Here is a 25493-nt window from a genome sequence, read left to right as displayed (position 1 = left end):
GCTACATTTTCAGTCCCAGCTTAATGCCCAGTTGCAGGCTTGGCAGCACGCTTACCAGCCGGCCATCATCCTTTTGTACCGTACCGCTGTTGTTGTTGAAATTGGTGTAGTGGTATACCTTGCTGCGGATACCCAGGCCCAGGTAGGGGTCAAAAACGATCTTGCCGCGGGTAAACTGTCTCCCCAGCAGGAACTGCAGCCCATATACGTTCTTGCTGGCGGATTCTTTGTACATGGCGTCGTTGATCTCTACGTCCTCGTTGGGGTAAAATATCTTTTTGTAGAACAGTACCGGTTGAAAATAGGTACCGCCTGCCCGGGATGCGCCTTCGTAAATGGAAAAGATGTACCAGCGCAGCCCGGCCCGGAAGCCCAGGCCCCGGCCTTCCACGAACTGTTCCGTGCTGATGTCGGGTTTCTTTTGCCCGAAATCTATCTTTTTAGCCAGTATATAGTCCGGGTAATCTGTATAAATGCCGGTAACGCCCAGCTCCACGCTCAGTTTTTCCGTCAGCTCCTGTTCAATATAAATATCCAGTTCATTGATCAGGGTGGTTACGTTGGCTTTTATATAAGTACTGTTGCTGAAGGTAGTAGGTTTGTGCTGTGCCCGGGAGAGCAGGCTGCAGCAACATAGGAATAATAAAACTGGTAGCGTTCTTTGCATAGCATCAGTTAAAAAGCGGCTAACAGCTAACTGTTAACAGCTTCAGTTAAGACAATAATCGTTCCACAATTAGCGGGTACCAGGTATGTTCCAGCAACTGTATTTTCTGCGCTAGGCTGGCCGCCGTATCCTCCGGCAACACTACGCAACGTTCCTGCAGTATGGTAGCGCCGTCGTCATACTTTTCATTCACGTAGTGAATGGTGATGCCGCTTTCTTTTTCGCCCGCGGAGATCACAGCCTCATGCACGAAATGTCCGTACATGCCTTTACCGCCATACTTGGGCAGCAGGGCAGGATGTATATTAATAATACGGTTGGCAAATGCCTGCACCAGGTTGGCCGGCACCTTCCACAGGAACCCTGCCAGTACGATCAGGTCTATCTGCTCCTGCTGCAGCAGCTTTACGTAATGATCGGTATGGAAGAAAGGCTCCTTTTCAATCAGTATGGCCTGAATGCCCTCTTTTTCTGCAATCTGCAGCACACCCGCCCCTGGTTTATTGCACAGGATCAATGTAACCCTGGCCATGTCGGAATGCTTGAAATGATCGATTATCTTTTGAGCGTTGCTGCCTGCGCCTGAAGCAAAAATGGCGATATTTTTCAATGCGGATACAATTTTGCGAGAGCAAAATAAATGAATAATTAATAATTAAGAATTAATAATCGTAACACCAGCCTTTCAACGAAACACCGGTGCTACAAGTATTATTAATTGTTAATTATTAATTCCTACAGGGACTCTCCACAACCCGTGTAAGTCCTATCCTTAAACTGCACCTCTACGGTGTAGGGGCGCATAAAACCGCTCATATCGTCCATGCAGGCACGCTGGCGGATGGTGAGGATCAATTCGGCCTTTTCCGTTTTGGCGGTGTATACCTGCAGGGTATCTGTATTGGGCCGGGGCCGTGGCGTAGGTGCGCGGAGGGAGTCCCCTTCCTGGTTGAGGAAGAAGAGCGTTTTTTGCCGGTCCAGCTCCAGTGTCCAGCCCGGCTCGTTGCCTACCGCCCAGAAATCGGCCCCGGCCGCCGCCTTTTCCTGAAGCCGGGCATAATTGCCGCCGCCTTCCACCGGCCTTAATATATAATTATCTGCCAGCATCCCGGTGATGCGGTGACCTTCCTGGTCCAGGTGATAGAGTTTCCCATCCTGGAACAGGAACCGCTGCGGTTGCTCCCGCAGCAGGCGCACAATGGAGTCGTTCTCCAATTGCCAGCGGCCGGTATCAATGAAGGCCTTGTGGTGGTTACGGTCGCGGTATGCCCGTAATTCCCGGTAGTGATGATCTTCATACAGGCTTAACTGGTAATCAATGCCCGGGCAGTCTGCACAGGGCAGTACACCCTGGTAGCTGCCGGCAGCTTTGGCGGAGGGGCCTGTAATGCCGGCTCCGGGGGAGGCAGCGGCGCTGCTGTCTGCCTGCTCCTGTTCCCGGGGACCGCCGCTGTTGCAGGCTGTTAGTATGCCCAGCATGACTGCTAAAAGAAGGGTTTGGTAATGCATGGGGGAATATTTTTTTAGCGGGTTTATTAAAATTACGTGAATTAGCGGTAAAAATCATGCAGCGGACACACCATATTAATATAGGGAAGCAGGAGCCTTATATAAATATTTTCATTACATGATATTTATCATAAAATAATCCCTTTAAAGTTGTTATGTATAGATAAAACACTCAACAATGCAACTAATAAATTTTTTAATTGTTGATAAATTGTCAACATTGTGTCTTATTTTTGCTGGCACTTTTAAGAAACTAAGGTCAAATCTAAACTTAATAGGCTGTGTATCGTCGTGTTTCCATTCGTTTGCGTAAGCATTTTGTGAGTGTTCTTATCCTATGCGCGGGTCTTGTACTCTCGGTTTCAACAACAGTTAAAGCAGCAGATCCAAGCGCGGGTAAAACACTATTCCAGCAGAATTGTGCATCCTGTCATAATGTACATAAAAGAGTGACAGGTCCTGCGCTGAAAGGGGTACAGGAGCGGTGGCCCAGCGGTGAGCTGTTGCACCAGTGGATCCGTAACTCTGCTGCGGTACTGGCTACCGGGAATGAGTACGCAACAAACCTGTACAACGAGTACAACAAGCAGGCCATGCCTGCCTTCCCTTCTTTTACCGATGAAGATATTGATAATATCCTGGCCTATATAGCACAGGAAAGCACTAAGGAGCAGGGCGGCGCGCAGGCAGGTACCGGTGCTGCTGCCGGTGGTGCAGCCCAGGACTCAGGCGACAACAGCCTGCTGTTCGGCATTATTACCCTGGTACTGGCCATCGTAGCGCTGATACTGATGCAGATCAACAGCAACCTGAATAAGCTGGCTGCTGATAAAGAAGGCGTAGCTACCCCGGAACCTGTACCTTTCTACCGCAATAAAGCCTACATCGCACTGGGCATTGTGGTGTTGTTCATTGTAGGCGGTTACTTCACTATTAACGGCGCTATCGGCCTGGGCCGCCAGAAAGGCTACATGCCGGAGCAGCCCATTCACTACTCTCACAAGGTGCACGTAGGCATGAACCAGATCAACTGCCTTTACTGCCACGCCGGCGCTGAAAAGAGTAAGCACGCCATGATCCCTTCCGAGAATATCTGTATGAACTGTCACAAGGCCATCAGCGAGTACACCGGCCCGGACCTGTTCACCGCAGAAGGCAAGAAGATCAATGGCACCGCGGAAATACAGAAACTGTACGACTACGTAGGCTGGGACCCGCAGCAGCAACAATACACCAAACCCGGCAGACCTATAGAATGGACCCGGATCCACACCCTGCCCGACCATGTATACTTCAATCACTCTCAACACGTAGTGGCCGGCAAACAACAATGCCAGACCTGCCACGGACCTATACAGGATATGGACGAAGTGCACCAGTTTGCCGAGCTGTCCATGGGCTGGTGTATCAACTGTCACCGTACTACCAAAGTGCAGTTCGCCGAGAACAAGTATTACAGCATTTTTGAGAAGTTCCACCAGGAAGTTAAAGACGGCAAGATCGACAGCGTTACCGTTGAAATGGTGGGCGGCACAGAATGCCAGAAATGTCACTATTGATCAATAAGAAACAAGAAAAAAGAAATAAGAAGTAAGAAGTACGAAATAGGAAGTACCACTTAAAATTCGCGCTACCGTCCTACATCCTACTTCATACATCCCATATCAAATTAAAATCATGGAGCAGAAAAAGTATTGGAAAGGCTTGGAGGAGTTGAACGATACCAAAGGGCATCAGGAGATTGTGAAAAATGAATTCCAGGAAGACCTGCCGTTTGCAGAAGGAGAAAGCCTGTTGAACGCTACTACGCCTCGCCGGGATTTCCTGAAGTACCTGGGTTTCACCACCGCTGCCGCTACCATTGCCGCTAGCTGTGAGATACCGGTTAAAAAGGCCATCCCTTATGTTAACAAGCCGGAGGAGATCACACCCGGCGTACCGAACTATTATGCTTCTACCTATGCAATAGACGGTGAATATGTGCCTGTAGTGGTAAAAACCCGCGAAGGCCGTCCTATAAAAATAGAAGGTAACACGCTCAGCTCCGTAACCGGTGGCTCTACTACCGCCAGGGTGCAGGGCGCTGTACTGAGCCTTTACGATACCGCCCGCCTGCGTTATCCTACCATTAACGGTACGGAAACCACCTGGGCAGAGCTGGACAAACAGGTGAGCGCCGCCCTCAACGGGCTGGGTGGCCGCCCGGTAGTGGTGCTTAGCTCCACGATACTCAGCCCCTCTACCAAAAAGCTGATCGGCGAGTTCCTGTCCAAATATCCCGGCTCCCGCCATGTTACTTACGACGCAGTGTCTTACTCCGGTATGCTGCTGGCCAATGAGGCCGCCTACGGTAAAAGGGCGCTGCCTTCCTACCACTTCGAGAACGCAAAAGTGGTAGTAAGCCTGGCCGCCGATTTTCTCGGCACCTGGTTAAGCCCTGCCGAATTCTCCAAACAATACGGCGCTACCCGCAAGATCAACGCTGAGAAGCCGGAAATGAGCAAGCATTTCCACTTCGAAAGCATGATGAGCCTCACCGGCGCCAATGCGGACGAAAGATATACGCACAAACCTTCTGAGACCGGCGCTGTAGCCCTGGCCCTGTATAACGCCCTCAGCGGCGGCACGGTAAGCGGCATTGCAGACAAACGCCTGGCGGAAGGCATACAGAAAGCCGCCAAAGCGCTGCAGGCCAACCAGGGCAAAGCGCTGGTAGTGGCCGGCTCCAATGACGTGAACGTACAACTGATCGTAAACGCCATCAATAACCTGGTAGGCGCTAACGGTACCACCATTGACTGGGCTACTACCTCCAACTACCGCCAGGGCATAGACAGCGATATGGCGCAGTTGGTGAACGACCTGAATGCAGGCAGCATCGGCGCCCTGCTGATCAACGGCGTAAACCCGGTGTACGATTACTTTGACGGTAAGAAATTTGTCGACGGCCTGAAGAAAGCCGCGCTGACCATTACCTTCAACGATAGAAAAGACGAGACTTCCGAGCTCTGTAAATATGCCGCTCCCGACCATCACTTCCTCGAAAGCTGGAACGATGCGGAAGGCAAAACCGGCTACTACAGCTTTACACAGCCTACCATAGCGCCCCTGTTCAAAACCCGCGCCTTCCAGGACTCCCTGCTGGTATGGGGTGGCAACAGCACCTCCAACTGGGTGGATTACCTGAAGGGCGAATGGATGACCAGGCTGGGCGGCCAGGAAGCATGGGATAAAGCCCTGCAGGATGGCGTGATAGAGCCCGCTACGGCTCCCGCCCTGGCAGGCGCTGCCTTTGCCGGCGATGTAGCTGCTGCTACTGCTAAGATCAGCAGCGCAAAGAAAGGCGGCAAGCACGAGCTGGTGCTGTATGAAAAAGTAGCGATCGGTAACGGTAAGATGGCCAACAACCCCTGGCTGCAGGAAATGCCCGACCCGATCACCCGCGCTACCTGGGACAACTACGCCTGCGTATCCAACAAACTGGCGCAACAGTATGGTATGGAGCTGGGCGACGACTACGAGATCAATGCCGGTAAAAAGGTATTGAAGATAAAAGCGAACGGTAAGGAAATAGCACTGCCCCTGCTGATAGTGCCGGGCATGCATCCTGACGTGATCGCCATTGCAGTGGGCTACGGCCGCAACAAGAATGCGGGCAAGGCTGCCGGCGAGGTAGGTAAGAACGCCTATCCCCTGGTAAGCTACAACGGCCAGACCTTTGACTACTTTGCGCCTGATGTAACGGTAGAAGCTACCGGCGAAAAGTACGACATCGGCATGACGCAAACCCACAACAGCTACGAAGGCCGTCCCATCATCAAGGAAACCACCCTCGAAGAGTTCATCAGGCACCCGAAAGCCGTGAACGAAGACCGCGAGGAGCTGGCCAAATACGGTAAGGATTTTCGTGCAGACGCTACTTTATATCCCGACTACCCTTACCCGGGTATCAAATGGGGCATGTCCATAGACCTGAACACCTGCTTTGGCTGCGGCGCCTGTACCATTGCCTGCCAGGCAGAGAACAACGTGTCCGTAGTAGGGAAGGAGGAAGTGATCAAGGCGCACGAAATGCACTGGATCCGCATTGACCGTTACTTCAGCGGCGATGTGGATAACCCGGAAGTAGTGTTTCAGCCCATGCTGTGCCAGCACTGCGATAACGCGCCCTGTGAGAACGTTTGCCCGGTGGCAGCTACCATGCACAGCTCTGAAGGCATTAACCAGATGGCGTACAACCGTTGTATCGGTACCCGCTACTGCGCCAACAACTGCCCGTATAAAGTACGCCGCTTCAACTGGAGGGACTGGAATGGTGCAGACAGCTTCGAGAACAACCTGTACGATGTATCCGATATGAACGACAACCTTACCCGCATGGTGCTGAACCCCGATGTGGTGGTTCGCAGCCGCGGTGTAATGGAAAAATGCTCCTTCTGCGTACAGCGCCTGCAGGACGCCAAGCTGGCCGCCAAGAAAGAAGGCCGCCCGGTGAAAGATGGCGAGGCAAAAACCGCCTGCCAGCAAGCCTGCGCCGCAGACGCCATCGTATTCGGTAACGTGAACGATAAGGAAAGCCGCATCGCCAGAATACGTAACGAAGAGCAGAAAGAAAGGCTGTACTATGTACTCGAAGAGATCCATACCCTGCCTTCTGTTAACTACCTGGCGAAGATCAGGAACAAGGATGCCGCTCCGAAAGCTGCAGCCGGTCATCATGAAGAAGCGCATCACGGATAGGATGCAGGAAGTAAGAATTACGAAGTTTGAAGTAAGTAGAAAAAGCGATCATAAAAAAGATAAGGGCTGAGAGCTAAATGCTACGCAGCTACACAGCTAAAAGCTTTAAGAATCATGCATTTAAAGTACGAATCCACACTGAGAGAACCTTTAGTTGATGGGGTAAAGGATTATCACAAGGTAACCGAAGATATCATCGGCCCCATTGAAGCCAAGCCCGGAAAATTGTGGTATGTGGGCTTTTTCATATCGCTGTCGTTATTGGCCTTCGGCGCGTTCTCTGTATTTTGGGAAGTATACTTCGGGATTGGTGTGTGGAATCTGAACAGAACCATAGGCTGGGGTTGGGATATCACCAACTTCGTATGGTGGGTAGGTATCGGCCACGCCGGTACGCTGATCTCCGCCATCCTCCTGCTGTTCCGCCAGGGATGGCGTACCGGTGTGAACCGTGCGGCAGAGGCCATGACCATCTTTGCGGTAATGTGCGCCGGCCAGTTCCCCATCTTCCACATGGGACGTGTATGGATGGCCTTCTTTGTGCTCCCTTATCCTAACACCCGCGGCCCGGTATGGGTAAACTTCAACTCTCCGCTGCTGTGGGACGTGTTCGCAATCTCTACCTATTTCACCGTATCACTGCTGTTCTGGTACTCCGGCCTGCTCCCTGACTTTGCTACCGTGCGTGACAGGGCAAAGACCAAGCTCCGCAAGCTGCTGTATGGCATCGCTTCTTTTGGCTGGACCGGCTCCACCAAGCACTGGCAGCGTCACGAAGCATTATCGCTGGTACTGGCCGGTTTGTCCACTCCCCTGGTACTTTCCGTACACACCATCGTATCCTTTGACTTTGCTACCTCTGTAATACCGGGCTGGCACACCACCATCTTCCCTCCCTACTTTGTGGCGGGCGCCATCTTCTCCGGTTTTGCCATGGTGCAGACATTGCTGATCATTACCCGTAAAATATTACACCTGGAAGATTACATCACCATCGGTCACATGGAGGCCATGAACAAGGTGATTGTGCTGACAGGCTCTATCGTAGGTTGCGCGTACCTTACCGAGCTCTTCATGGCCTGGTACGGCGCGGTGCCTTACGAGTTCGATACCTTCTATAAATACCGTGCGGCAGGCCCCCTGGGCTGGTCTTACTGGATCATGATGACCTGTAATGTGATCACCCCGCAGGTGTTCTGGTTCCGTAAAATGAGAAGGAATATCATGGTGACCTTCATCATGTCCATCATCGTGAACATCGGTATGTGGTTTGAGCGCTTTGTGATCATCTGTACCTCCCTGTACCGCGATTACCTGCCCTCAAGCTGGTCTTACTACCGTCCGTCCTGGCCAGAGGTGGGCTTCTACCTGGGAACGTTTGGCCTGTTCTTTACCTGTTATTTCCTGTTTGCCAAATACTTCCCGGTAATTGCCGTAGCGGAGATCAAGCATGTGCTGAAGACTTCCGGCGAAAGCTTCAAGAACGATATGACGAAATACGAACAGGAAAGCGCGGATAAGTTTGCGCATGACGTAGCGCATGCACACTAAGCCTTCAATTTGGAATTTGGGCTTTGGAATTAGGAATTTGTTACTTGTTTTCTGGAATTTGAATTTTTTAAAAATATGGCTGCAAAAAAATTTGTTGTAGGTTGTTTTGATGATGAGGCGGTGTTGTTTCCGGCAGTAAAGAAAGTACGTGCCGCAGGGTACAAGATCCATGATGTATACACCCCCTTTCCGGTGCATGGCCTCGATCATGCCATGGGCCTGAGAGAGACCAGCCTGCATACCGCTGGGTTCATATACGGTATTACCGGTACTACCACAGCCCTGTCTTTCATGAGCTGGGTGTTTACCACGGACTGGCCGATGAACATAGGCGGTAAGCCGCACTTCTCCCTGCCGGCGTTCATACCGATCACTTTCGAGCTGACGGTACTGTTCTCCGCCGTAGGTATGGTGCTTACTTTCTGCTACCTGTGCCAGTTGGCGCCGTTTGTAAAGAAGCACGTTTTCCATCCGCGCCAGACCGATGATAAATTTGTAATGGCCATAGAGGTGACCGGCAAGACCGGCGCAGATGAGCTGAAGAATTTCCTCACCGCCGCCGGCGCGCATGAAGTGCATGAGCAGACCGCTGAAACCGGCTGGTGGCTGGGCCGCTTTGACCGTGAGGACCGCCTGTTCAACGAGCAGCCGGCCCCGCTGAACGCATAAAATTTGTAAAACGAAAGACGAAGAACATTCTGATAAATAAACAGATGAAAAGGACTTCCAACATATTAGTATTTGCTGCTTTGGCAGGCGGAGCTTTACTGGCGGCCTGTAACACAGGCGAGAACCACAGAAAGCCCGGCAGGATCTATATGCCGGATATGTATGATTCCCGTGCGTACGAATTTTACAGCCCGCGCCTGGCCGGCCTCAAGCCGGTGGAAGGTACGGTGAAGAGAGGAGAGCTGCTGCCCTACCACGTAAAAGAGGGCGATACTGCGCTGGCCAATACTATAAAGAATCCGCTTACCAACATTACCGAGGCTGACCTGGCAGAAGCAAAACGTATATACAATATCTATTGCGGTATCTGTCATGGCACCAACCTGGATGGTAACGGCCCCCTGTACAAGGGCGGGGAGGGTCCTTTCCCGGCCGCTCCGGCCAACCTGGCTGCCGGCGGTCCCAAGGCGCATTTAACGCAGGGACGCCTGTTCTACGTAATGACCTATGGCTGGAATACCATGGGCAGCTACGCCAGCCAACTGGACCGGGAGCAACGCTGGAAAATTGCCGCTTACATCAAGAGCGTGCAAGGTGAAAAAATAGTGCCTGCCCCGGATGCGGCTCCTGTTACAGAAACGGCATCACCGGCGGCATCCGACGGCGATACCACCCAGGTAAAAGAATAGGCAATAATATTTAGCCAGGTTTAAAACAAAAAAAGAGAAAAAGTTAACAGAACTACATTTGAAACCAATCCGCCGGCTTGCGGAGACGTTCCATCTGACCAAATAAAAAGACAAATTAGCAACAGATGAAAGACCAATTTGTAGTACCAGCAAAATTGAGAACGGCCAGTTTCGTGTTAATGGGCATTGGCGTACTCACATTATTGATCGGTTTAGTGGCCCTGGGAGGCGAGCATGGCGCTACCCGTTTTTGGGCTGGCATCCTGCAGAACAGTACTTTCTTTTTGCTGGTAGCACTGGCCAGCACCTTCTTTATTGCAGCTACTACATTGGCGCATGGCGGTTGGCAACTGGCCTTCCGTCGCGTACCGGAAGCTATCTCCATGGCAGTGCCGGTGCTGGGTGCTATTGTTTTTATCGTGCTGATGATCATCGTGTTCGGTGGCAAGGATCATATCTACCACTGGTTAGATGCGGAGCATGTAAAGCATGACCGTGTGCTGAGCTGGAAATCCGCTTTCCTTAATAAAGGTTTCTTCACTACCGCTACCGTGATCACGATCGGGCTGTGGGCTTTCTTTACCGTGAAGCTGCGCAACATGTCCCTGCAGGAAGATACCTGGGATCTTTCTCCTGATACCGGCCGCCGCATACTGTGGAGGAATACCGTATGGTGTGGCGGGTTTGCCGTGATATTCGCCCTGAGTGTAGGTTCCACTACCCCCTGGTTGTGGCTGATGAGCATAGACGCGCACTGGTTCTCCACCATGTATAGCTGGTACACTTTTGCCAGCACCTGGGTATCTGGGTTGTCACTGATCGCGCTGTTCGTTATTTACCTGAAGAAGAACGGGTACCTTACTTTCGTGAATGAAGAGCACCTGCACGACCTCGGCAAGTTCATGTTTGCCTTCAGCATCTTCTGGACTTACCTCTGGTTCTCCCAGTACATGCTGATCTGGTATGCCAATATGCCGGAAGAAACCGCTTACTTCCAACCCCGCGTATGGGGTGAGTGGCGCCCGGTGTTCTTCCTGAACCTGATCCTGAATTTCATTTTGCCGTTGCTATTGCTGATGAAGCGCGATACCAAGCGTAACTACACGGCAGTAACCTATATAGCCATATTGATTATATTTGGTCACTGGCTGGATTTCTTCCAGATGGTAATGCCCGGAACCGTGCGTGAGTTGCACTTCCCCTGGTACGAGCTGGGGCTGGGCCTGGGTTTTGTAGGGCTGACCATATTCCTGGTCATCAACCAGTTGGCGAAAGCGCCCCTGGTACCCAAGAACCATCCTTATCTGAAAGAAAGCATCGTTCACCACACCTAGGCGTGGGAATAGTAACAACAAAAGCACATTAGATAACTTAATTATTTCAAATAGCAATGTCAGGTTTTTTAGCAGTCTTAGTTGTTGTGCTCATATTCGTAGTCATCTTCCAGATCGCGAAGGCGAGCGAGTATGTGTCCATATTGAAGGGAGAAAAGAAAGCCCGCCAGCAGAACAACCGTATTAACGGCTTTTTGCTGATCGCTTTCCTGGTGTTGGGATTGATAGGAGTATATTACTGTAATGAACTGTTGAAAGGTAAGATATTAGGGGAGCCGGCCTCCGAGCAGGGAGAGTCTATCGACAACATGATCATGTGGACCCTGGTGATCACCGGTGTGGTATTCGTCATTACACAGATACTGTTGTTCTGGTTCGCTTTCAAATACCAGGAAAGGGAAGGCCAGAAAGCCTTTTACTTCCCGCACAATAACAAGCTGGAAGTGATCTGGACCGTGATCCCTGCCATTGCCCTCACCATCCTGGTGGCCATCGGCCTGCGGCACTGGTTCCGCATTACCTCCGAGGCGCCCAAAGACGCCATGATCGTGGAGATCACCGGCAAGCAGTTCAACTGGCTGATCCGTTACCCCGGTAAGGACGGCAAGCTGGGCAGCAAGTACTACAAGAACATTAACGACGCTACCAACCCTGTAGGCCAGGATTGGGACGATAACCTGAACAGGGACGACTTTATGGCTACCGAAATGCACATGGTAGTGGGTAAGCCCGTGAAGCTGATCATTGGCTCCCGCGACGTGGTGCATGATGTGGGCCTGCCGCACTTCCGCATGAAGATGGACGCAGTGCCCGGTATCCCTACTACCATGTGGGTGACGCCTAAATTCACCACCGCCCAGATGAAGGAAAAGACCGGCAACCCGGATTTTGTGTACGAAATTTCCTGTGACCAGATGTGCGGTTCCGGCCACTACTCCATGAGAGCCATTATAGTAGTGGAAACCCAGGAAGAGTTTGATGCCTGGACGGCCAAGCAGAAGTCCCAGTATGAACTGGCCCATGCTGCGGAGGCGCCCGCCGCTCCCGAACAGGAAAAGCCGGCAGCAGACAGCACACAAAAAGCAGTGGCCGCTAATATTCAGTAAGGCGTAAATTTGTAAAATAATACTAAAAGAAGCCGATGCCTTGCACTCCCAGGTGGTAGGCTTTATAATAAACAGAACCGATTATGAGTAACGACGCAACCTTGCACAGTCATCAACAGGAGTTAACGCACGGCGCAGTGGCGCATGACGACCATGGCAACGGGCATGAGCATCATCATGAAGACAGCTTCATTTCGAAGTATGTGTTCAGCATGGACCATAAAATGATCGCCAAGCAGTTCCTGATAACAGGGATCATCTGGGCTATCATCGGGGCCGGGTTTTCGGTAATATTCCGTTTGCAACTGGCTTTCCCGGACACCGCTTTCCCCTGGCTGGAGACCATCCTGGGCCATTGGGCCAAGGGAGGCCGCATTACGCCGGAGGCTTATTATGCCCTGGTAACCATGCACGGTACCATCCTGGTGTTCTTTGTACTGACTGCGGGGCTGAGCGGTACGTTCTCCAACCTGCTCATTCCGCTGCAGGTAGGTGCGCGCGATATGGCCTCTCCCTTTATGAACATGCTGAGCTACTGGTTCTTCTTCCTGGCCAGCATGGTAATGATGGCGTCCCTGTTTGTGCAAACAGGCCCCGCTTCCGGCGGCTGGACGGCTTATCCTCCGCTGAGCGCCCTTGGCGATGCGTCTATCGGTTCCAGGATCGGTATGGACCTCTGGCTCACCAGCATGGCGCTGTTCGTGGTGTCACAGTTGCTGGGCGGCCTGAACTATATTTCCACCATCCTGAACATGCGTACCAAGGGTATGAGCATGACCCGGATGCCGCTGCCGATATGGTCATTCTTCTTTACCGCCGTGCTGGGCGTACTGTCCTTCCCGGTGCTGCTGTCAGGTTTCATCCTGCTGCTGTTTGACCGTCATGCAGGCACCAGCTTCTACCTGAGCGAGCTGTTCGTAGCCGGTAAAGCCCTGTCCAACGAGGGCGGTAGCGCCATCCTGTACCAGCACCTGTTCTGGTTCCTGGGCCACCCGGAAGTGTACATTATCATTCTCCCGGCCATGGGTATGGTGTCTGAAGTGCTGGCGGTAAATTCCCGCAAGCCCATCTTCGGTTACCTGGCTATGGTGGGCTCCCTGTTCGCCATCGCGATCCTGGCCTTCCTGGTATGGGCGCACCACATGTTCGTAACGGGGTTGAATCCCTTCCTGGGCGCGTTCTTCGTACTGTTAACGCTGCTCATCGCGGTGCCTTCCGCCATCAAGGTGTTCAACTGGATCACAACTATCTGGAAAGGGAACATCCGCTTTACGCCGGGCGCCCTGTTCAGCATCGGTTTTGTGAGCACCTTTATCTCCGGTGGTCTGACCGGTATCTGGCTGGGTAACTCCTCTATTGATATTCACCTGCACGACACCTACTTCGTGATCGCGCACTTCCATATTGTAATGGGCGTGTCTGCCTTCTTCGGCATGTTTGCCGGTATTTACCACTGGTTCCCGAAAATGTACAGCCGGTATATGAACAATACGCTGGGCTACATTCACTTCTGGATCACCCTGGTAGGCGCCTATTGCATCTTCTGGCCCATGCACTACGAAGGTATGGCCGGTATGCCCAGGCGGTATTATGACTACTCTAGCTGGGAGTCTTTCAAACAGTTTGTAGAGCTGAACAAGTTTATCAGCATCGTGGTGGTGGCTGTATTTGCTACCCAGTTGCTGTTCGTGTTCAACTTCTTCTATAGCATTTTCAAAGGCCGGAAGCTGACCACTACCAACCCGTGGAACGCTACCACGCTGGAATGGACCACCCCCATTCACCCGGGGCATGGCAACTGGCCTGGCGAAATTCCGGAAGTGCACCGCTGGCCGTATGACTACAGCAAGGATGGAAAGGATTTCATCCCGCAAACGGTGCCGGTATCGCCGGATGAATCGAAACATTGATAAGAATAGTTAGAAAATAGTGTTGCAAGAAAACTCCATAAAATTGTCGTTATCGTATGCAGTAGCCAGCAAAGCAAGGGATTACTTCCAGCTCATGAAGTTCAACCTTACCTTTATGGTGGTGTTCTCCTGTGCCTGGGGCTACCTGCTGGTACCGGAAGTGGAGTTTGGCTTATTGAAAGTTCTTTTATTATTCGCAGGTGGATTGCTGGTATCCGGATCGGCCAATACCATTAACCAGGTATTGGAGAAGAATACGGACAAGCTGATGGCTCGTACAGCCAGCCGTCCTTTGCCGGCGGGTCGCCTTTCCGAGCGGGAAGCCGCACTGGTGGCGGTGCTGACGGGTGCAGGCGGTATTGCCATTATGGGGCTTTGCTTCAACTGGCTAAGCGCTGTGCTGAGCCTGGTATCGCTGATCCTGTACGGGTTTGTATATACGCCCTGGAAAAAATGGAACTCCCTGGCCGTACTGGTGGGCGCCATTCCCGGCGCCATGCCGCCCCTTATCGGGTGGGCCGCCGGTGCAAACCACCTGGGCGAGGGCGGATGGGCCTTGTTTGCCATCCAGTTCCTGTGGCAGTTCCCGCATTTCTGGGCCATTGCCTGGATAGCGCACCAGGATTACACCCGGGCCGGCTTCAAGCTGCTGCCGGCCGCCGGCGGGCCTAATAAGATGACGGCCCTGCAGGCAGTCACCTACGCGCTGCTGCTGATTCCCGCGGGTATTGTGCCTTACCTGCTGAAGATCACCGGCAGCATATCAGCCATCATCGCCATCCTGGCAGGCATATTTTTCCTGTACCGCGCTATTATGCTGTACCGGAAATGCGATGTGCCGTCTGCCCGGAAGCTGATGTTCGGCTCTTATATTTACCTGACAATTGTACAGCTAGCGCTGCTGGCTGATAAAGCATAAAAACAAAGAGGAGTGATGCAGGCAATGAGCGTACAGCGAAAGAAAATACATCCGCATAAATATTCCCTATGGATTGCTATGGGCAGCATTTCCATGATGTTCATAGGGTTTACCAGCGCGTATGTGGTGAAGCGTGCGCAGGCTAACTGGCTGGCGTTTGAGCTGCCGCATATTTTCTGGATATCCACGGCGGTGATCCTCGTGAGCAGTGGCACCATCCAGATGGCGGTAAAGCAGTTCAAGGAAAGGAACATGCGGCGCTACAAGCAATTGATCACCATTACCGCCCTGTTAGGTGTGGTATTTGCGGCATGCCAGTGTTTCGGGTTTGCCCAGATGAGCAACCACGGCTTGCCGCTGAGCGGGCCGGTATCCGCTTCCTTCATCTACGTAATAGTAGGCGTGCACATGCTGCACGTGCTGGGAGGCGTGGTAGCCCTGCTGATCATGTTTGCCAGGGCGTACAGAACACGGGTGCGGGTGTACAGCCCGGTGCCCATAGAGGTAGCCTCGCTCTACTGGCATTTTGTAGACGCCCTGTGGATCTACCTGCTGATATTCCTGAGTATCGCCAGGTAAGCTGAAAAATTATTTAACTGTATAAGAACATAACAACGAATTCAATTAAAAAAATGGATACAGCAGTTACAGCGAAGAAAAAATGGTGGGGTGGAGGATACTCTCCCTTTAACGTGAGCTACGGAAAGTTGATGATGTGGTACTTCCTGATGTCGGATGCTTTTACCTTTGGCGCATTGCTGATATCATACGGAACGATCCGCTTTATGAGCACTTCCTGGCCTGACCCGAACGAAGTGTTCAAGTCCGCCCCGTTAATGGGACATGCCAACCTGCCGCTGGTGTTTGTGAGTATCATGACCTTTATCCTGATCATGAGCTCTGTGACCATGGTGCTGGCCGTACATGCCGGTCATCAGCGGAACCAGAAAGCAGTAACGAAATGGCTGGCCTGGACCATTGTAGGCGGCGCCGCCTTCCTGGCCTGCCAGGCATGGGAATGGACGCACCTGTACCATGAGGGCGCCTGGTGGGGCCGCAATCCCTTCCTGAACGTGGACGGTACACCCGCTTCTACCAACTTTACCAACTTCTTCTTTACCATTACCGGCTTCCATGGCCTGCACGTAACTTCCGGTGTGATACTGAACATCGTGATCCTGATCAACGTGCTGAAAGGCACCTACGAGCAGCGCGGCCATTATGAAATGGTGGAGAAAGTAGGACTGTACTGGCACTTTGTAGACCTGGTATGGGTATTTGTGTTCACCTGCTTCTACCTGCTGTAAACCATAGCAGGCCGGGTGAACCGCTATCATTCGTAACTTTGGATTTTTGAACTGAACTGATTTAAAATAAACAAGCGTAATGGAACATACACAAACTGCAGCAGTAGATGATGCGCGGCATGGACACGGGGATACTTCTACCAAAACCATCTGGAAAACCTTCTGGATATTACTGTGTGTGACAATCGTGGAAGTGGCCCTGGCCTTCCTGCACCTGGAAACCGGTTTTCCCAGCAGGCTGGTGCTGAACGCCATCTTCATCGGCCTCACCATTGTAAAGGCCTTCTTCATTGTAGCGGAATTTATGCACCTGCGCCATGAGATCAAGAACCTGATCCTGACCATCCTGATCCCGCTGATGCTGTTCGTATGGTTTATCATTGCTTTCCTGGCAGATGGCGATTCCTGGAAGAACATGCGCAAGGATCTGTCTCCCGGCACGCCTAAGCAAGCTACTACGGTGACCAATGAAGCCAGTCACCACTAAAGGATTGATTTTGAACGTAAACATATAAAAGTAACTAGGTTATCTCTCGCAGGGCAGTCATAGGAGTTTTGTTGGCAGTGTTGGTTCCGCTCACAGGGTACCTGATAGTAGATCATTACAGTAAAGACGTGGTACCCATACCACGTTTTTATATTCCGGAAAGGGTAGACACCGTGGTGAAGAACGGGGAAGTGCATTACGATACCGTTTTTCATACCATCCGTAACTTTGAGCTGACCAACCAGTTCGGGAACAAGGTGAGCCTGGAGGACCTTTCCGGGAAAGTGCTGCTGGTGGATTTCTTCTTTACCTCCTGCACCAGCATTTGTCCCACGCTTACCAGCAACATGAAAAAGATACAGCAGGCGTATGTACAGAACGATACCCTGCTGCAGTTGCTCTCCTTCTCTGTAGACCCGGTGCGAGATTCCGCAGAACGGCTGCGCAGCTATGCCAACCGCATGGGCATTAACCCGGATAACTGGTGGCTGCTGACCGGCGACAAGAAAGAAATATATGACCTGGCCCGGCACGAATTCTTCGTATCGGTAACCGAGGGCAACGGCGGCCCGGATGATTTTATCCATACCGAAAAGCTGGTGCTGATCGATAAGAACGGCCACATACGCGGCTACTATAACGGGCTGGACAGCAATGCCATCCGGCAGTGCGCCAACGACATTGCCGTGCTGCACCTGGAGAAGGAAAAGAACCGGCCGCCCTTCTGGAAGCGGCTGTTTTCCAGTAGTGAAAAGTGAAAGCAAAGGGAATACTATGAGTATCAAGAACAAGAACCTTAACCTGCCTATTGCCATCGTATCCATCGTGATACCGGTGGTGGTGGCGATACTGTTTTACCTGCCCCGGCCGGAGATGGAAGCAGGCTTCAACGTACAGATACTGCCGCTGTTCCATGCCATCCTGAATTCGGCTACGGCTGTGCTGTTGCTGGCCAGCCTGTATTTCATCAAGAACGGGCATGTACAGGCGCATAAAGTGACCAACTTAACCGCCGTGGTGCTGAGCGCCCTCTTCCTGGTGTCTTATGTTACCTATCATTTCTTTACCGAGTCCACCCGCTTTGGCGACGCCAACCACGACGGGTTGGTGGATGCGGCCGAGAAAGCCATGGTAGGCGGCAGCCGGTACGTGTATTATTTTATCCTGCTTACTCATATTGTGCTGGCGGTGGTGATAGTGCCGCTGGTGCTCTTTACCCTGCTCCGGGGCCTGCAGTCTGATTTTGCGCGGCACCGGAAAATAGCCCGCATCACCTGGCCTATCTGGTTCTATGTGGCCATTACCGGTGTGGTCGTGTATGTAATGATATCTCCCTACTATTAAGGGGCTTCCGTTAATTTCTGTAATTTTGCTGTATGAAGAAGATCGGGCCTTTGTTGATGATATTATTATGCAGCGTGCAGGCAATGGCACAATGCTCCCTGTGCACCAAAACCGCCCAGCAACTGGGCGAAGGCCCCGCCAAAGGGCTGAACAGCGGTATCCTCTACCTGGCGCTCACCCCCCTGCTGATCATTGGCATACTGGGCTTCCGCTGGTGGCGCAGCAACAGGGAACAATGAGGTAAGAAGTAAGAAGCAGGATTGTAGCCCATCAATACCTCGTGCGAACACCGCCTCCTTAGTATTAACTATTCATTATTCATTATTAGTTGGTAACTGGAATTCCGGGCAGTCCACCCGCAAATCGCCGGATTGCAGGGCCGCTTTTACGAGGTTGCAATAGTGGCCGCCGTCCTTTTGGGTATAGAAGCGGCAGTTGAGGCACATGGTCTGCGGGGTGATCACTAACTGCTGGTTCAGGTGGTAGATGAGGGACAGCAGGCATTCCAGCAGTTCCTCCTGTTTGCCTCCTGGCAGCAAGGTGACGGATTCCCGTATAGGGTCGGCAAACTTTTCTATTTTCCGGGCCAGTGTTTTTCCTTCTTTTACCAGGTGCAGGGTATGACTGCGGGAATCGCCGCTCATAGCCTTCCGGACCAGTAACTGCTTGCTCTCCAGTGATTTAATGGCATCGCTGATGGTAGCCTTGGTCATATTAAAATAGGAGGCCAGGAATGTAATGGTCCTTTTAGCGGGCGGGTAGTGTAGTAAAAAAATGAGCAACTGTACCTGTATGGGGCTCAGGCCATGTTGTTTGCCCTCATTCCAGAGCAGCACGCGAAAAGCTTCTGACAGCCGCTCCAATGCGGCTACCACTTTACTGGACACATTACCTGCCTGCTGTACGGGGTTGAATATGGCAACTTTCCCCATGGTACTGTTTTCCTGCTCTTTTTTTGTAACCGGCTAATATACGAAACCTCCACGGATTTTCATGCCACCGGGTGGATAAAGAGGATGCATCGGGGTATTGGAAAAACATAAGCCTGCGAAACAGGTTATATGCGGACAAAAACTTGAGGCTACTAGAACTCCAATGTTAATGGCAGCCCTCAATTTCGTGAATGTAGTAGCCCTGTTGTGCAATGGTTTTTTCCCAGGTAGGCACTACCTCTTCCAGGTGACAGAAACGGCATTCCCGGGCGGATATATATGGGGTGGCCTGTACTTTGGTTTGTAAATAAGCTTTGCCGAAGGTCAATACGTGCTCATAATGGGTGTCGGCAGCAACGATGATGTCAAAATGCATGTAGCCTCCGTTCTTCTTTTTTACATAGGTATCAAAAACAGCAACTTCCATATCGGGTTAGTTTATCAGGGTATGGTACAAGGGTGTATATCGGTGGTTCAGATCAACAGATCTCCTGTGCTGCGGGGTCCGGGTAGGTCCATAGTATTACGCTCAGGCTAACGGCTTTAAACCAGGCTTGATGCATTTTTTCCACTTCTTCCGGCCGGTGACCGTCCTTGGCGAGAAAGGGCCGGATAGCATTGGTAACGGGGTAAATGAAAGTAACCAGGTAACGCAGGAATACAACCGGCACATCCGCCATTTCCGCAGTGGGCAGCGACTGTTGCTGGTATCTTTGCGCAATAGCCTGTTCGTACTGCGACCACTGGGTGTTATAGGGTCGCTGGCAGAGCTGTCTGATCCAGTTGCCAAACCGGGGGCGCAGGGTATTCAGATAATCCGCGTCCGGTTGCCCGTCTCTGGCAAAATAATGTGCCAGGTAATCGTTGGCAACCATGTGATCATACCAAATATCCAGGATCGCTTCTGCCTGATCTGAAAGTATCTCGCCAGCCATCTGCAGGTAACGTTCATCTTCCCGGGTAAACAGCAACATGCGCTTGAGTAAAACGAGGTCACGTAAACTTAAAGTTGATGAGGTCATACCGGCCGACGTACTTTCATAACGCTTGCCATTTATCATAAATATATATTTAATTGGAGTAGCAACACAAATCTGTACCTTACAAATATAATAAGGGTTCCTAACTAAAAAAATTTTTAACAATTCATTCACTGCCCTGTTTTCCCTATATATCAGCAAATTAGTATGTAAAACCTGCTTAATTGCAACTAGTAATATCACGTAACTTCAGGATTGTCCATTTTAGCAATTATTTCTTGTTAACGAGCTGTTAACTCAATTTGTCGTTAAAAATTCGCCATATGTCGTTATGTAGAAGCCATCTGCCTACATGAAGAAAACATGTTATATATAAAAAAACATTGGCATCTATTTGTTTTCGATTGTATTTTTGCCCCCTGCACATTGAAGATCACCCGCACATGAAGCATATTTTTTCTACGCTGACCAGGGGCAGCATACCCGTATCCCCTTCCATGGACCCGGCATTGGCAGACAACCAGACCGCAGCGCCCGCCGGCATCAATCCCGGCAGGGTGCTCTACCTGTCTGTATTAACGGTTGTGAACGCAGCGATCATCAGCCTGATCGCCAAGGTTTTGCTGCTGCTCATCAACCTGATCACCAATGTTTCCTTTCATGGCAGCTTTTCCGTGGAAGAAGCCTCCCCGTTGCATCACCGGCTGGGTGGCTGGGTAGTGCTGGTGCCGGTAGCGGGTGCGGTAGTAGTGGGCCTTATGGCCCGGTATGGCGCCGCGGCTATCCGCGGACATGGCATCCCGGAAGCCATGGAGCAGGTGCTGACCAACAAGAGCCGGATCAAGCCCATCATCACCTTCCTGAAGCCTTTGTCGGCCGCCATTTCTATCGGTACGGGCGGGCCTTTCGGATCAGAAGGACCTATTATCGCTACGGGCGGGGCCTGGGGCTCTTTCATCGGCCAGGTGCTGCGCGTCACGGCGGGAGAGCGGAAGATACTGCTGGCGGCCGGCGCCGCCGCCGGTATGTCCTGCATATTCGGCACCCCCCTGGCCGCGTTGATACTGGCCATTGAGCTGCTGTTGTTCGAGTTCTCTCCGCGCAGTATCATCCCCGTTGTCCTGGGCTGTATTACCGGCGCGGCATTTCACTACCTCTACTGGGGCGGCGCGCCGGTGTTTCCCATGCCGGATGTGGAGGCGCCGGGCAATGCGGCGCTGCTGGCCTATTCTGCCATCGGCGTTGTAATGGGCCTGCTGGCGGTGCTCATTACCAAAGCGGTATACGCCATCGAGGACGGCTTTGAAAAGCTGCCCCTGCACTGGATGTGGTGGCCGGCCATTGGCGGTCTCGTAGTTGGCGTGGTAGGTTATTTTGCCCCGGAAACGCTGGGCGTGGGCTATGAGAACATCCATAACCTGCTGATGGGAAAAGTGACCCTGCAGATGTTATTTGTGCTGGGCGTGCTGAAATTTATTTCCTGGGCCTTTTCCCTGGGCAGCGGCACCTCCGGCGGTACGCTGGCGCCCCTGCTGACCATGGGCGGCGCCTTTGGCGTGTTTACGGCGCTGATAGTGCAGGCTGCCTTTCCGCAGGTGCAGATCAGCTTTTCCATTGCCGCCCTTATCGGCATGGCGGCCATGTTTGCCGGGGCTACCAGGGCTTTGCTTACCTCCATCATATTTGCACTGGAAACCACCCGCAATGCGGACACCCTGCTGCCGCTCATCGGCGCCTGTGCAGCGGCCTGTTTTGTTTCCTACTTCCTGATGCGCAATACCATCATGACGGAAAAGATAGCGCGCCGGGGCATCCTTACGCCGCACACCTATCAGCCGGACCTGCTGGAAGCCATCCTGGTAAAGGAAGCCATGATGCAGCACCTGGTAATGGTGAGCCAGGAAAACACTATCAAGGAATTACGTAACTGGCTATACGAAAATAAACTGGGACCCTGCGAGCTGGCCTATCCCGTGGTGGATGCCCACCAGCAACTGGCGGGTATTGTCCGGACGGCGGATGTGCTGGACCTGAGCATACCTGAGCATGCCAGCGTTACCTACATTATGCACACCAATATGGCCACTGTTCAGGAGAACAGCTCCCTGCGCGCAGCAGTCAACCTGATGGCCCGTCACCAGCAGGACATTCTGCCCGTGGTGGCTTCGCAGCAGGATAGCGCCTTACTGGGGCTTGTTGACTACCGGGCGGTGTTTGCCGCCTACCGGCAGGCCCGGGAAGCGGAAGATACCAGCAGCCGTAATATTTCCATCAAGCGCCAGGTAATGAAAATGCTGATCCGGAACGGGATGTTGAAATAACCGGCGTTCTATGCAGAAACGAACTTCAGCCCCACAATGGAGCCTATCAGCATAACGAGGAAGAACAGGCGCCAGAATGCCGCCGGCTCATGGAACAGCAGCATACCGGCAATGGCCGTGCCGGCCGCCCCGATGCCGGTCCATACGGCATAAGCGGTACCTATAGGAATGCCGTTGCTGATCGCTTTATTCAGGAAGAAAAAACTGAGCGAGATACAGATAGCAAAACTGACGGACGGCCACAGCTTTGAAAAATTTTCCGAGTATTTCAGTGAAATGGTAAAGCCGATCTCAAACAGGCCGCCAATAATAAGAAATAACCAAGCCATAATCTAAGGTTTAAAAATCTCCTACCTCCTACCTCTTACTTCTTACTTCCTCCTTCATACTCCCCCACCAGTCTGTATAAATTAAAAGTGCCTGCCTGCAACTGCTGCAGCACCTGCTGCTGTAACTGTTTCTTGTCCAGGTCTTTCATGCGCCGGTGCTGTATCAGTTGCCAGGCTTTTTCCGTGAGCAGTGCCGCATGCCTGCCGGAATGGTCTGTTTCCTGCTGATGCTTTTCAATGGCCTGTATCAGCGGTGTTATGCCTTCATTGCGCGTGGCCACCGTCTTCAGCACCGGTATCTGCCAGTGGCCGCTGCCCCGCCTTTCGGCAGACAGCAGGCGCAGGTTTTTAACAAACGCATCTGCATGGTCGCGGTCCGCTTTGTTCACCACAAAGATATCAGCTATCTCCATCAGGCCCGCTTTCATGGTCTGTATCTCGTCGCCGGCCTCCGGCACCAGCACTACAACAGTGGTATCTGCAATGCCGGCTATGTCCACTTCGCTCTGGCCCACGCCTACTGTTTCTATGAACAGGTAGTCGAACCCCGCCGCCCGGATCACATCGCTTACTTCAATGATCTTGGGGCTTAAGCCGCCCAACTCGCCGCGGTTGGCCATGGAGCGGATGAATACCTGCGTGTTGTTAAAATGCTGGCTCATCCGGATACGGTCGCCCAGCAGGGCGCCGAAGTTAAAAGGGGATGAAGGGTCTACCGCGATAATAGCTACCCGCTTTTGCTGCTCCAGCAGGGTTTGTATCAGTGTATTCACCAGCGTGCTTTTGCCGGCGCCCGGCGGGCCGGTAATGCCCACCACGCGGGTGGTGCTGCCGCCGGGAAGCTGCTCCAGCAGTTGCTCGTAGCCGGGCGCTTCGTTTTCCACCAGTGAAATGCGGCGGGCCAGCGCCTTTATATCATCCGTATCTGCCAGCTTTTGTAACATATAACCGGGGGCGTTGCCAATTTCCTTGCAAAATAAGGACTTCCCTACTGTTTACGTGCGGTTTTTTATACCTTCGCCCCGGCAGCTTGCAGTGCTGCAAATCTTATGTCAGATGAAAGTAGCGGGATTTACCTTTGTACGCAATGCCGTAAAATATGATTACCCGGTAGTAGCGGCCATCACATCCATTCTTCCTTTATGCGATGAAGTAGTGGTGAGCGTAGGTAACTCCGACGATCATACGCTGGAGCTGATCCAGTCTATCGCTTCTCCCAAAATCCGCATTATCCACTCCATATGGGACGATTCCCTGAAAGAAGGCGGGCGCGTGCTGGCCGTGGAAACCGACAAGGCCTTTGCCGCGGTAAGCCCGGATGCCGACTGGGCCTTTTACATACAGGCCGATGAGGTGGTGCATGAAAAGGATTATGATAAGATCCGCGCCGCCATGCAGCAGTACAGGGATGATCCGCGGGTGGAGGGGCTGCTGTTCAACTACGTGCATTTTTACGGCAGCTACGACTATGTAGGGGATTCCCGCACCTGGTACCGGCATGAGATCCGCGTGATCCGCAATAACAAACAGATCGCTTCCTACCGCGATGCGCAGGGCTTCCGCCGGCAGGGACAAAAGCTGCATGTGAAACCGGTGCAGGCGGATATCTATCACTATGGCTGGGTAAAGGACCCCGCCCTGCAGGCCCGTAAGCAGAATAATTCCCAGCACCTGTACCACGGCAATAATGAACAGGCGCTGCAACAACGGCTGGTGGCCGGGGAGTTTGATTACAGCGGCATTGATTCACTGGCCCTGTTCCAGGGTACGCACCCCGCCGTGATGCAGGACAGGATCGCCGCCAGGAACTGGCAGTTTGAGCATGACATCAGCCGCAAGCATTTTTCCTTTAAGGACGGCCTTTTGTACTGGATAGAGCAGAAAACAGGGAAGCGCCTGTTTGACCATCGCAATTACAGGATCATCAGGGGGTAGTGCGCCCCTTCCTTTGCAATAGCCACAGCTTGGCGTATTTGACCAGCACATAACAGGCGGCCAGCGCCGCCAGCAGGAAGCCGTGCCGCCCCTGCAAAAAGCCGGCCCTGAAAAAATAGCCTTTTATGAATGTGAACCAGGGACTGAACACCAGCTTGAAAATGCTGGCCCGCTTGCCCCGCCGGTACAGGCTTTCCGCCGCCAGGCTGGTGTAGTTGTTGAATTTGGTGAGATAGCTGCTGAGATCATCGTAGCTGTAGTGGTAAAGGTAGCCCGGCAGCACGGTGGTCCTGTCGCCGGCAGGCAGGCCTTCCAGTGCTTCATGTACAGGACTGTCGTTCCATTTTACTTCCTGCCGGTTAAATATCCTCACCTTTTTATCCGGGTATTCCAGGCCATGCCTGGCAAATTTGCCGAAGAAATTATTGAGCCTTTGCAGCACATAGGCGCCTTTGAAGCCCCGTTGCTTTTCCTGCAGGATAGCCGCTGCCAGCGTTTCGGAAAGCGCTTCGTCCGCATCCAGGGAAAGTATATAGTCATGCATGGCCAGTTGTATGCCGGCGTTCTTTTGCGGGCCGTATCCCAGCCAGGGCTGGAACACAAAGCGCAGGCCCGGGTACTGGCGGCAGATGCTTTCCGTGCTGTCCGTGGAGCCGCTGTCCACCACGATGATCTCGTCCGCAACGGGCGCTGCGGACTGCAGGCAGCGGCCGATGTTCTTTTCCTCGTTGTTGGTGATGATCACTACAGAAAGTGTATGCATA

26 protein-coding genes are annotated in these 25493 nt (G+C 52.4%); 17 read left to right on the top strand and 9 right to left on the bottom strand.

The genetic code is table 11. The annotated features are described in order from the left end of the window. Position 1: 1 nt before the first annotated feature. The 3 genes from LX66_RS04310 to LX66_RS04300 form a co-directional block, all read right to left on the bottom strand. Positions 2-667, bottom strand: coding sequence for a hypothetical protein (locus LX66_RS04310; RefSeq protein ID WP_145710655.1), 666 nt, complete (start codon positions 665-667; stop codon positions 2-4). 46 nt (positions 668-713) lie between these two features. Further along, on the bottom strand, positions 714-1277 hold the full coding sequence (purN, locus tag LX66_RS04305) for a phosphoribosylglycinamide formyltransferase (RefSeq protein WP_145710654.1): 564 nt from the start codon (positions 1275-1277) through the stop codon (positions 714-716). A 125-nt stretch (positions 1278-1402) separates the two neighbouring features. Beyond that, positions 1403-2176: a copper resistance protein NlpE N-terminal domain-containing protein gene (locus tag LX66_RS04300; RefSeq protein WP_145710653.1), complete on the bottom strand. Its 774-nt coding sequence runs from the start codon at positions 2174-2176 to the stop codon at positions 1403-1405. A 281-nt stretch (positions 2177-2457) separates the two neighbouring features. On the opposite strand from LX66_RS04300, the gene LX66_RS04295 reads away from it, so the two are divergent. From LX66_RS04295 to LX66_RS04225, 15 genes are all read left to right on the top strand, one after another. Continuing rightward, positions 2458-3735, top strand: coding sequence for a c-type cytochrome (locus tag LX66_RS04295; RefSeq protein WP_407643559.1), 1278 nt, complete (start codon positions 2458-2460; stop codon positions 3733-3735). Between the two features lie 118 nt (positions 3736-3853). Then, the gene (locus tag LX66_RS04290) at positions 3854-6916 is read left to right on the top strand and encodes a TAT-variant-translocated molybdopterin oxidoreductase (protein WP_211365991.1); all 3063 of its coding nucleotides are present in this window, start codon (positions 3854-3856) and stop codon (positions 6914-6916) included. 114 nt (positions 6917-7030) lie between these two features. Next, positions 7031-8467 (top strand): NrfD/PsrC family molybdoenzyme membrane anchor subunit, encoded by a 1437-nt coding sequence (gene nrfD / locus LX66_RS04285; RefSeq protein WP_145710651.1) that lies wholly within the window; start codon positions 7031-7033, stop codon positions 8465-8467. A 75-nt stretch (positions 8468-8542) separates the two neighbouring features. Further along, a complete protein-coding gene (locus LX66_RS04280; RefSeq protein ID WP_145710650.1) occupies positions 8543-9136 on the top strand; it encodes a DUF3341 domain-containing protein in 594 nt (197 codons plus the stop codon). Between the two features lie 44 nt (positions 9137-9180). Continuing rightward, positions 9181-9825 (top strand): c-type cytochrome, encoded by a 645-nt coding sequence (locus LX66_RS04275; RefSeq protein ID WP_145710649.1) that lies wholly within the window; start codon positions 9181-9183, stop codon positions 9823-9825. Positions 9826-9950: 125 nt separating this feature from the next. Beyond that, a complete protein-coding gene (locus LX66_RS04270) occupies positions 9951-11159 on the top strand; it encodes a quinol:cytochrome C oxidoreductase (RefSeq protein ID WP_145710648.1) in 1209 nt (402 codons plus the stop codon). Positions 11160-11245: 86 nt separating this feature from the next. Further along, entirely contained in the window at positions 11246-12265 is a 1020-nt protein-coding gene (locus tag LX66_RS04265; protein WP_244620289.1) for a cytochrome c oxidase subunit II, read from the top strand. Positions 12266-12348: 83 nt separating this feature from the next. Continuing rightward, entirely contained in the window at positions 12349-14175 is a 1827-nt protein-coding gene (locus LX66_RS04260) for a cytochrome c oxidase subunit I (RefSeq protein WP_145710646.1), read from the top strand. A gap of 43 nt (positions 14176-14218) precedes the next feature. Continuing rightward, on the top strand, positions 14219-15094 hold the full coding sequence (gene cyoE, locus LX66_RS04255) for a heme o synthase (RefSeq protein ID WP_244620288.1): 876 nt from the start codon (positions 14219-14221) through the stop codon (positions 15092-15094). Positions 15095-15109: 15 nt separating this feature from the next. Beyond that, positions 15110-15673 (top strand): cytochrome c oxidase subunit 3, encoded by a 564-nt coding sequence (locus LX66_RS04250; protein WP_145712019.1) that lies wholly within the window; start codon positions 15110-15112, stop codon positions 15671-15673. Between the two features lie 53 nt (positions 15674-15726). Further along, positions 15727-16401 carry a cytochrome c oxidase subunit 3 gene (locus tag LX66_RS04245; protein ID WP_145710644.1) on the top strand — a complete coding sequence of 225 codons (675 nt, stop codon included), beginning with the start codon at positions 15727-15729 and terminating at the stop codon, positions 16399-16401. A gap of 79 nt (positions 16402-16480) precedes the next feature. Beyond that, entirely contained in the window at positions 16481-16888 is a 408-nt protein-coding gene (locus LX66_RS04240) for a cytochrome C oxidase subunit IV family protein (protein WP_145710643.1), read from the top strand. Between the two features lie 77 nt (positions 16889-16965). Further along, a complete protein-coding gene (locus LX66_RS04235; RefSeq protein ID WP_244620346.1) occupies positions 16966-17646 on the top strand; it encodes an SCO family protein in 681 nt (226 codons plus the stop codon). 16 nt (positions 17647-17662) lie between these two features. Continuing rightward, entirely contained in the window at positions 17663-18232 is a 570-nt protein-coding gene (locus LX66_RS04230) for a DUF420 domain-containing protein (RefSeq protein ID WP_145710641.1), read from the top strand. Between the two features lie 32 nt (positions 18233-18264). Further along, positions 18265-18471: a hypothetical protein gene (locus tag LX66_RS04225; RefSeq protein ID WP_145710640.1), complete on the top strand. Its 207-nt coding sequence runs from the start codon at positions 18265-18267 to the stop codon at positions 18469-18471. Between the two features lie 75 nt (positions 18472-18546). Here LX66_RS04225 and LX66_RS04220 read toward each other — a convergent pair whose 3' ends face one another. The 3 genes from LX66_RS04220 to LX66_RS04210 form a co-directional block, all read right to left on the bottom strand. After that, the gene (locus LX66_RS04220; RefSeq protein WP_145710639.1) at positions 18547-19164 is read right to left on the bottom strand and encodes a MarR family winged helix-turn-helix transcriptional regulator; all 618 of its coding nucleotides are present in this window, start codon (positions 19162-19164) and stop codon (positions 18547-18549) included. 166 nt (positions 19165-19330) lie between these two features. Continuing rightward, positions 19331-19591, bottom strand: a complete 261-nt coding sequence (locus LX66_RS04215; RefSeq protein WP_145710638.1) for a DUF2024 family protein — start codon at positions 19589-19591, stop codon at positions 19331-19333. A gap of 52 nt (positions 19592-19643) precedes the next feature. Continuing rightward, complete coding sequence (locus LX66_RS04210; RefSeq protein WP_262713208.1) at positions 19644-20186, bottom strand: protoglobin domain-containing protein; 543 nt, start codon at positions 20184-20186, stop codon at positions 19644-19646. 401 nt (positions 20187-20587) lie between these two features. On the opposite strand from LX66_RS04210, the gene LX66_RS04205 reads away from it, so the two are divergent. Next, positions 20588-22465 carry a chloride channel protein gene (locus LX66_RS04205; protein ID WP_145710636.1) on the top strand — a complete coding sequence of 626 codons (1878 nt, stop codon included), beginning with the start codon at positions 20588-20590 and terminating at the stop codon, positions 22463-22465. Between the two features lie 8 nt (positions 22466-22473). On the opposite strand, the gene LX66_RS04200 is transcribed toward LX66_RS04205, so the two are convergent. Beyond that, positions 22474-22794 carry a DMT family transporter gene (locus LX66_RS04200; RefSeq protein WP_145710635.1) on the bottom strand — a complete coding sequence of 107 codons (321 nt, stop codon included), beginning with the start codon at positions 22792-22794 and terminating at the stop codon, positions 22474-22476. 35 nt (positions 22795-22829) lie between these two features. Continuing rightward, entirely contained in the window at positions 22830-23738 is a 909-nt protein-coding gene (gene meaB, locus LX66_RS04195; RefSeq protein ID WP_145710634.1) for a methylmalonyl Co-A mutase-associated GTPase MeaB, read from the bottom strand. A 112-nt stretch (positions 23739-23850) separates the two neighbouring features. On the opposite strand from meaB, the gene LX66_RS04190 reads away from it, so the two are divergent. Continuing rightward, on the top strand, positions 23851-24729 hold the full coding sequence (locus LX66_RS04190) for a glycosyltransferase family protein (protein WP_145710633.1): 879 nt from the start codon (positions 23851-23853) through the stop codon (positions 24727-24729). Here LX66_RS04190 and LX66_RS04185 read toward each other — a convergent pair. Next, entirely contained in the window at positions 24719-25492 is a 774-nt protein-coding gene (locus tag LX66_RS04185) for a glycosyltransferase family 2 protein (RefSeq protein WP_158642528.1), read from the bottom strand. The genes LX66_RS04190 and LX66_RS04185 overlap by 11 nt on opposite strands. Position 25493: the final 1 nt, after the last annotated feature.

Source organism: Chitinophaga japonensis (genome assembly GCF_007830125.1).
Lineage (GTDB): Bacteria > Bacteroidota > Bacteroidia > Chitinophagales > Chitinophagaceae > Chitinophaga > Chitinophaga japonensis.
The sequence above is the reverse complement of the archived record's forward strand: the minus strand, read 5'-3'. Positions and strand labels throughout refer to the sequence as shown.

Bases quoted from the DNA above. Each gene is read 5' to 3' on its own strand.
- meaB (WP_145710634.1), bottom strand. From the start codon at position 23,738: ATGTTACAAAAGCTGGCAGATACGGATGATATAAAGGCGCTGGCCCGC.
- LX66_RS04260 (WP_145710646.1), top strand. From the start codon at position 12,349: ATGAGTAACGACGCAACCTTGCACAGTCATCAACAGGAGTTAACGCAC.
- LX66_RS04250 (WP_145712019.1), top strand. From the start codon at position 15,110: ATGCAGGCAATGAGCGTACAGCGAAAGAAAATACATCCGCATAAATAT.
- LX66_RS04300 (WP_145710653.1), bottom strand. From the start codon at position 2,176: ATGCATTACCAAACCCTTCTTTTAGCAGTCATGCTGGGCATACTAACA.
- LX66_RS04220 (WP_145710639.1), bottom strand. From the start codon at position 19,164: ATGGGGAAAGTTGCCATATTCAACCCCGTACAGCAGGCAGGTAATGTG.
- nrfD (WP_145710651.1), top strand. From the start codon at position 7,031: ATGCATTTAAAGTACGAATCCACACTGAGAGAACCTTTAGTTGATGGG.
- LX66_RS04190 (WP_145710633.1), top strand. From the start codon at position 23,851: ATGAAAGTAGCGGGATTTACCTTTGTACGCAATGCCGTAAAATATGAT.
- LX66_RS04200 (WP_145710635.1), bottom strand. From the start codon at position 22,794: ATGGCTTGGTTATTTCTTATTATTGGCGGCCTGTTTGAGATCGGCTTT.
- LX66_RS04230 (WP_145710641.1), top strand. From the start codon at position 17,663: ATGAGTATCAAGAACAAGAACCTTAACCTGCCTATTGCCATCGTATCC.
- LX66_RS04225 (WP_145710640.1), top strand. From the start codon at position 18,265: ATGAAGAAGATCGGGCCTTTGTTGATGATATTATTATGCAGCGTGCAG.
- LX66_RS04275 (WP_145710649.1), top strand. From the start codon at position 9,181: ATGAAAAGGACTTCCAACATATTAGTATTTGCTGCTTTGGCAGGCGGA.
- LX66_RS04310 (WP_145710655.1), bottom strand. From the start codon at position 667: ATGCAAAGAACGCTACCAGTTTTATTATTCCTATGTTGCTGCAGCCTG.
- LX66_RS04290 (WP_211365991.1), top strand. From the start codon at position 3,854: ATGGAGCAGAAAAAGTATTGGAAAGGCTTGGAGGAGTTGAACGATACC.
- LX66_RS04270 (WP_145710648.1), top strand. From the start codon at position 9,951: ATGAAAGACCAATTTGTAGTACCAGCAAAATTGAGAACGGCCAGTTTC.
- LX66_RS04215 (WP_145710638.1), bottom strand. From the start codon at position 19,591: ATGGAAGTTGCTGTTTTTGATACCTATGTAAAAAAGAAGAACGGAGGC.
- LX66_RS04205 (WP_145710636.1), top strand. From the start codon at position 20,588: ATGAAGCATATTTTTTCTACGCTGACCAGGGGCAGCATACCCGTATCC.
- LX66_RS04210 (WP_262713208.1), bottom strand. From the start codon at position 20,186: ATGACCTCATCAACTTTAAGTTTACGTGACCTCGTTTTACTCAAGCGC.
- LX66_RS04240 (WP_145710643.1), top strand. From the start codon at position 16,481: ATGGAACATACACAAACTGCAGCAGTAGATGATGCGCGGCATGGACAC.
- LX66_RS04185 (WP_158642528.1), bottom strand. From the start codon at position 25,492: ATGCATACACTTTCTGTAGTGATCATCACCAACAACGAGGAAAAGAAC.
- LX66_RS04245 (WP_145710644.1), top strand. From the start codon at position 15,727: ATGGATACAGCAGTTACAGCGAAGAAAAAATGGTGGGGTGGAGGATAC.
- LX66_RS04280 (WP_145710650.1), top strand. From the start codon at position 8,543: ATGGCTGCAAAAAAATTTGTTGTAGGTTGTTTTGATGATGAGGCGGTG.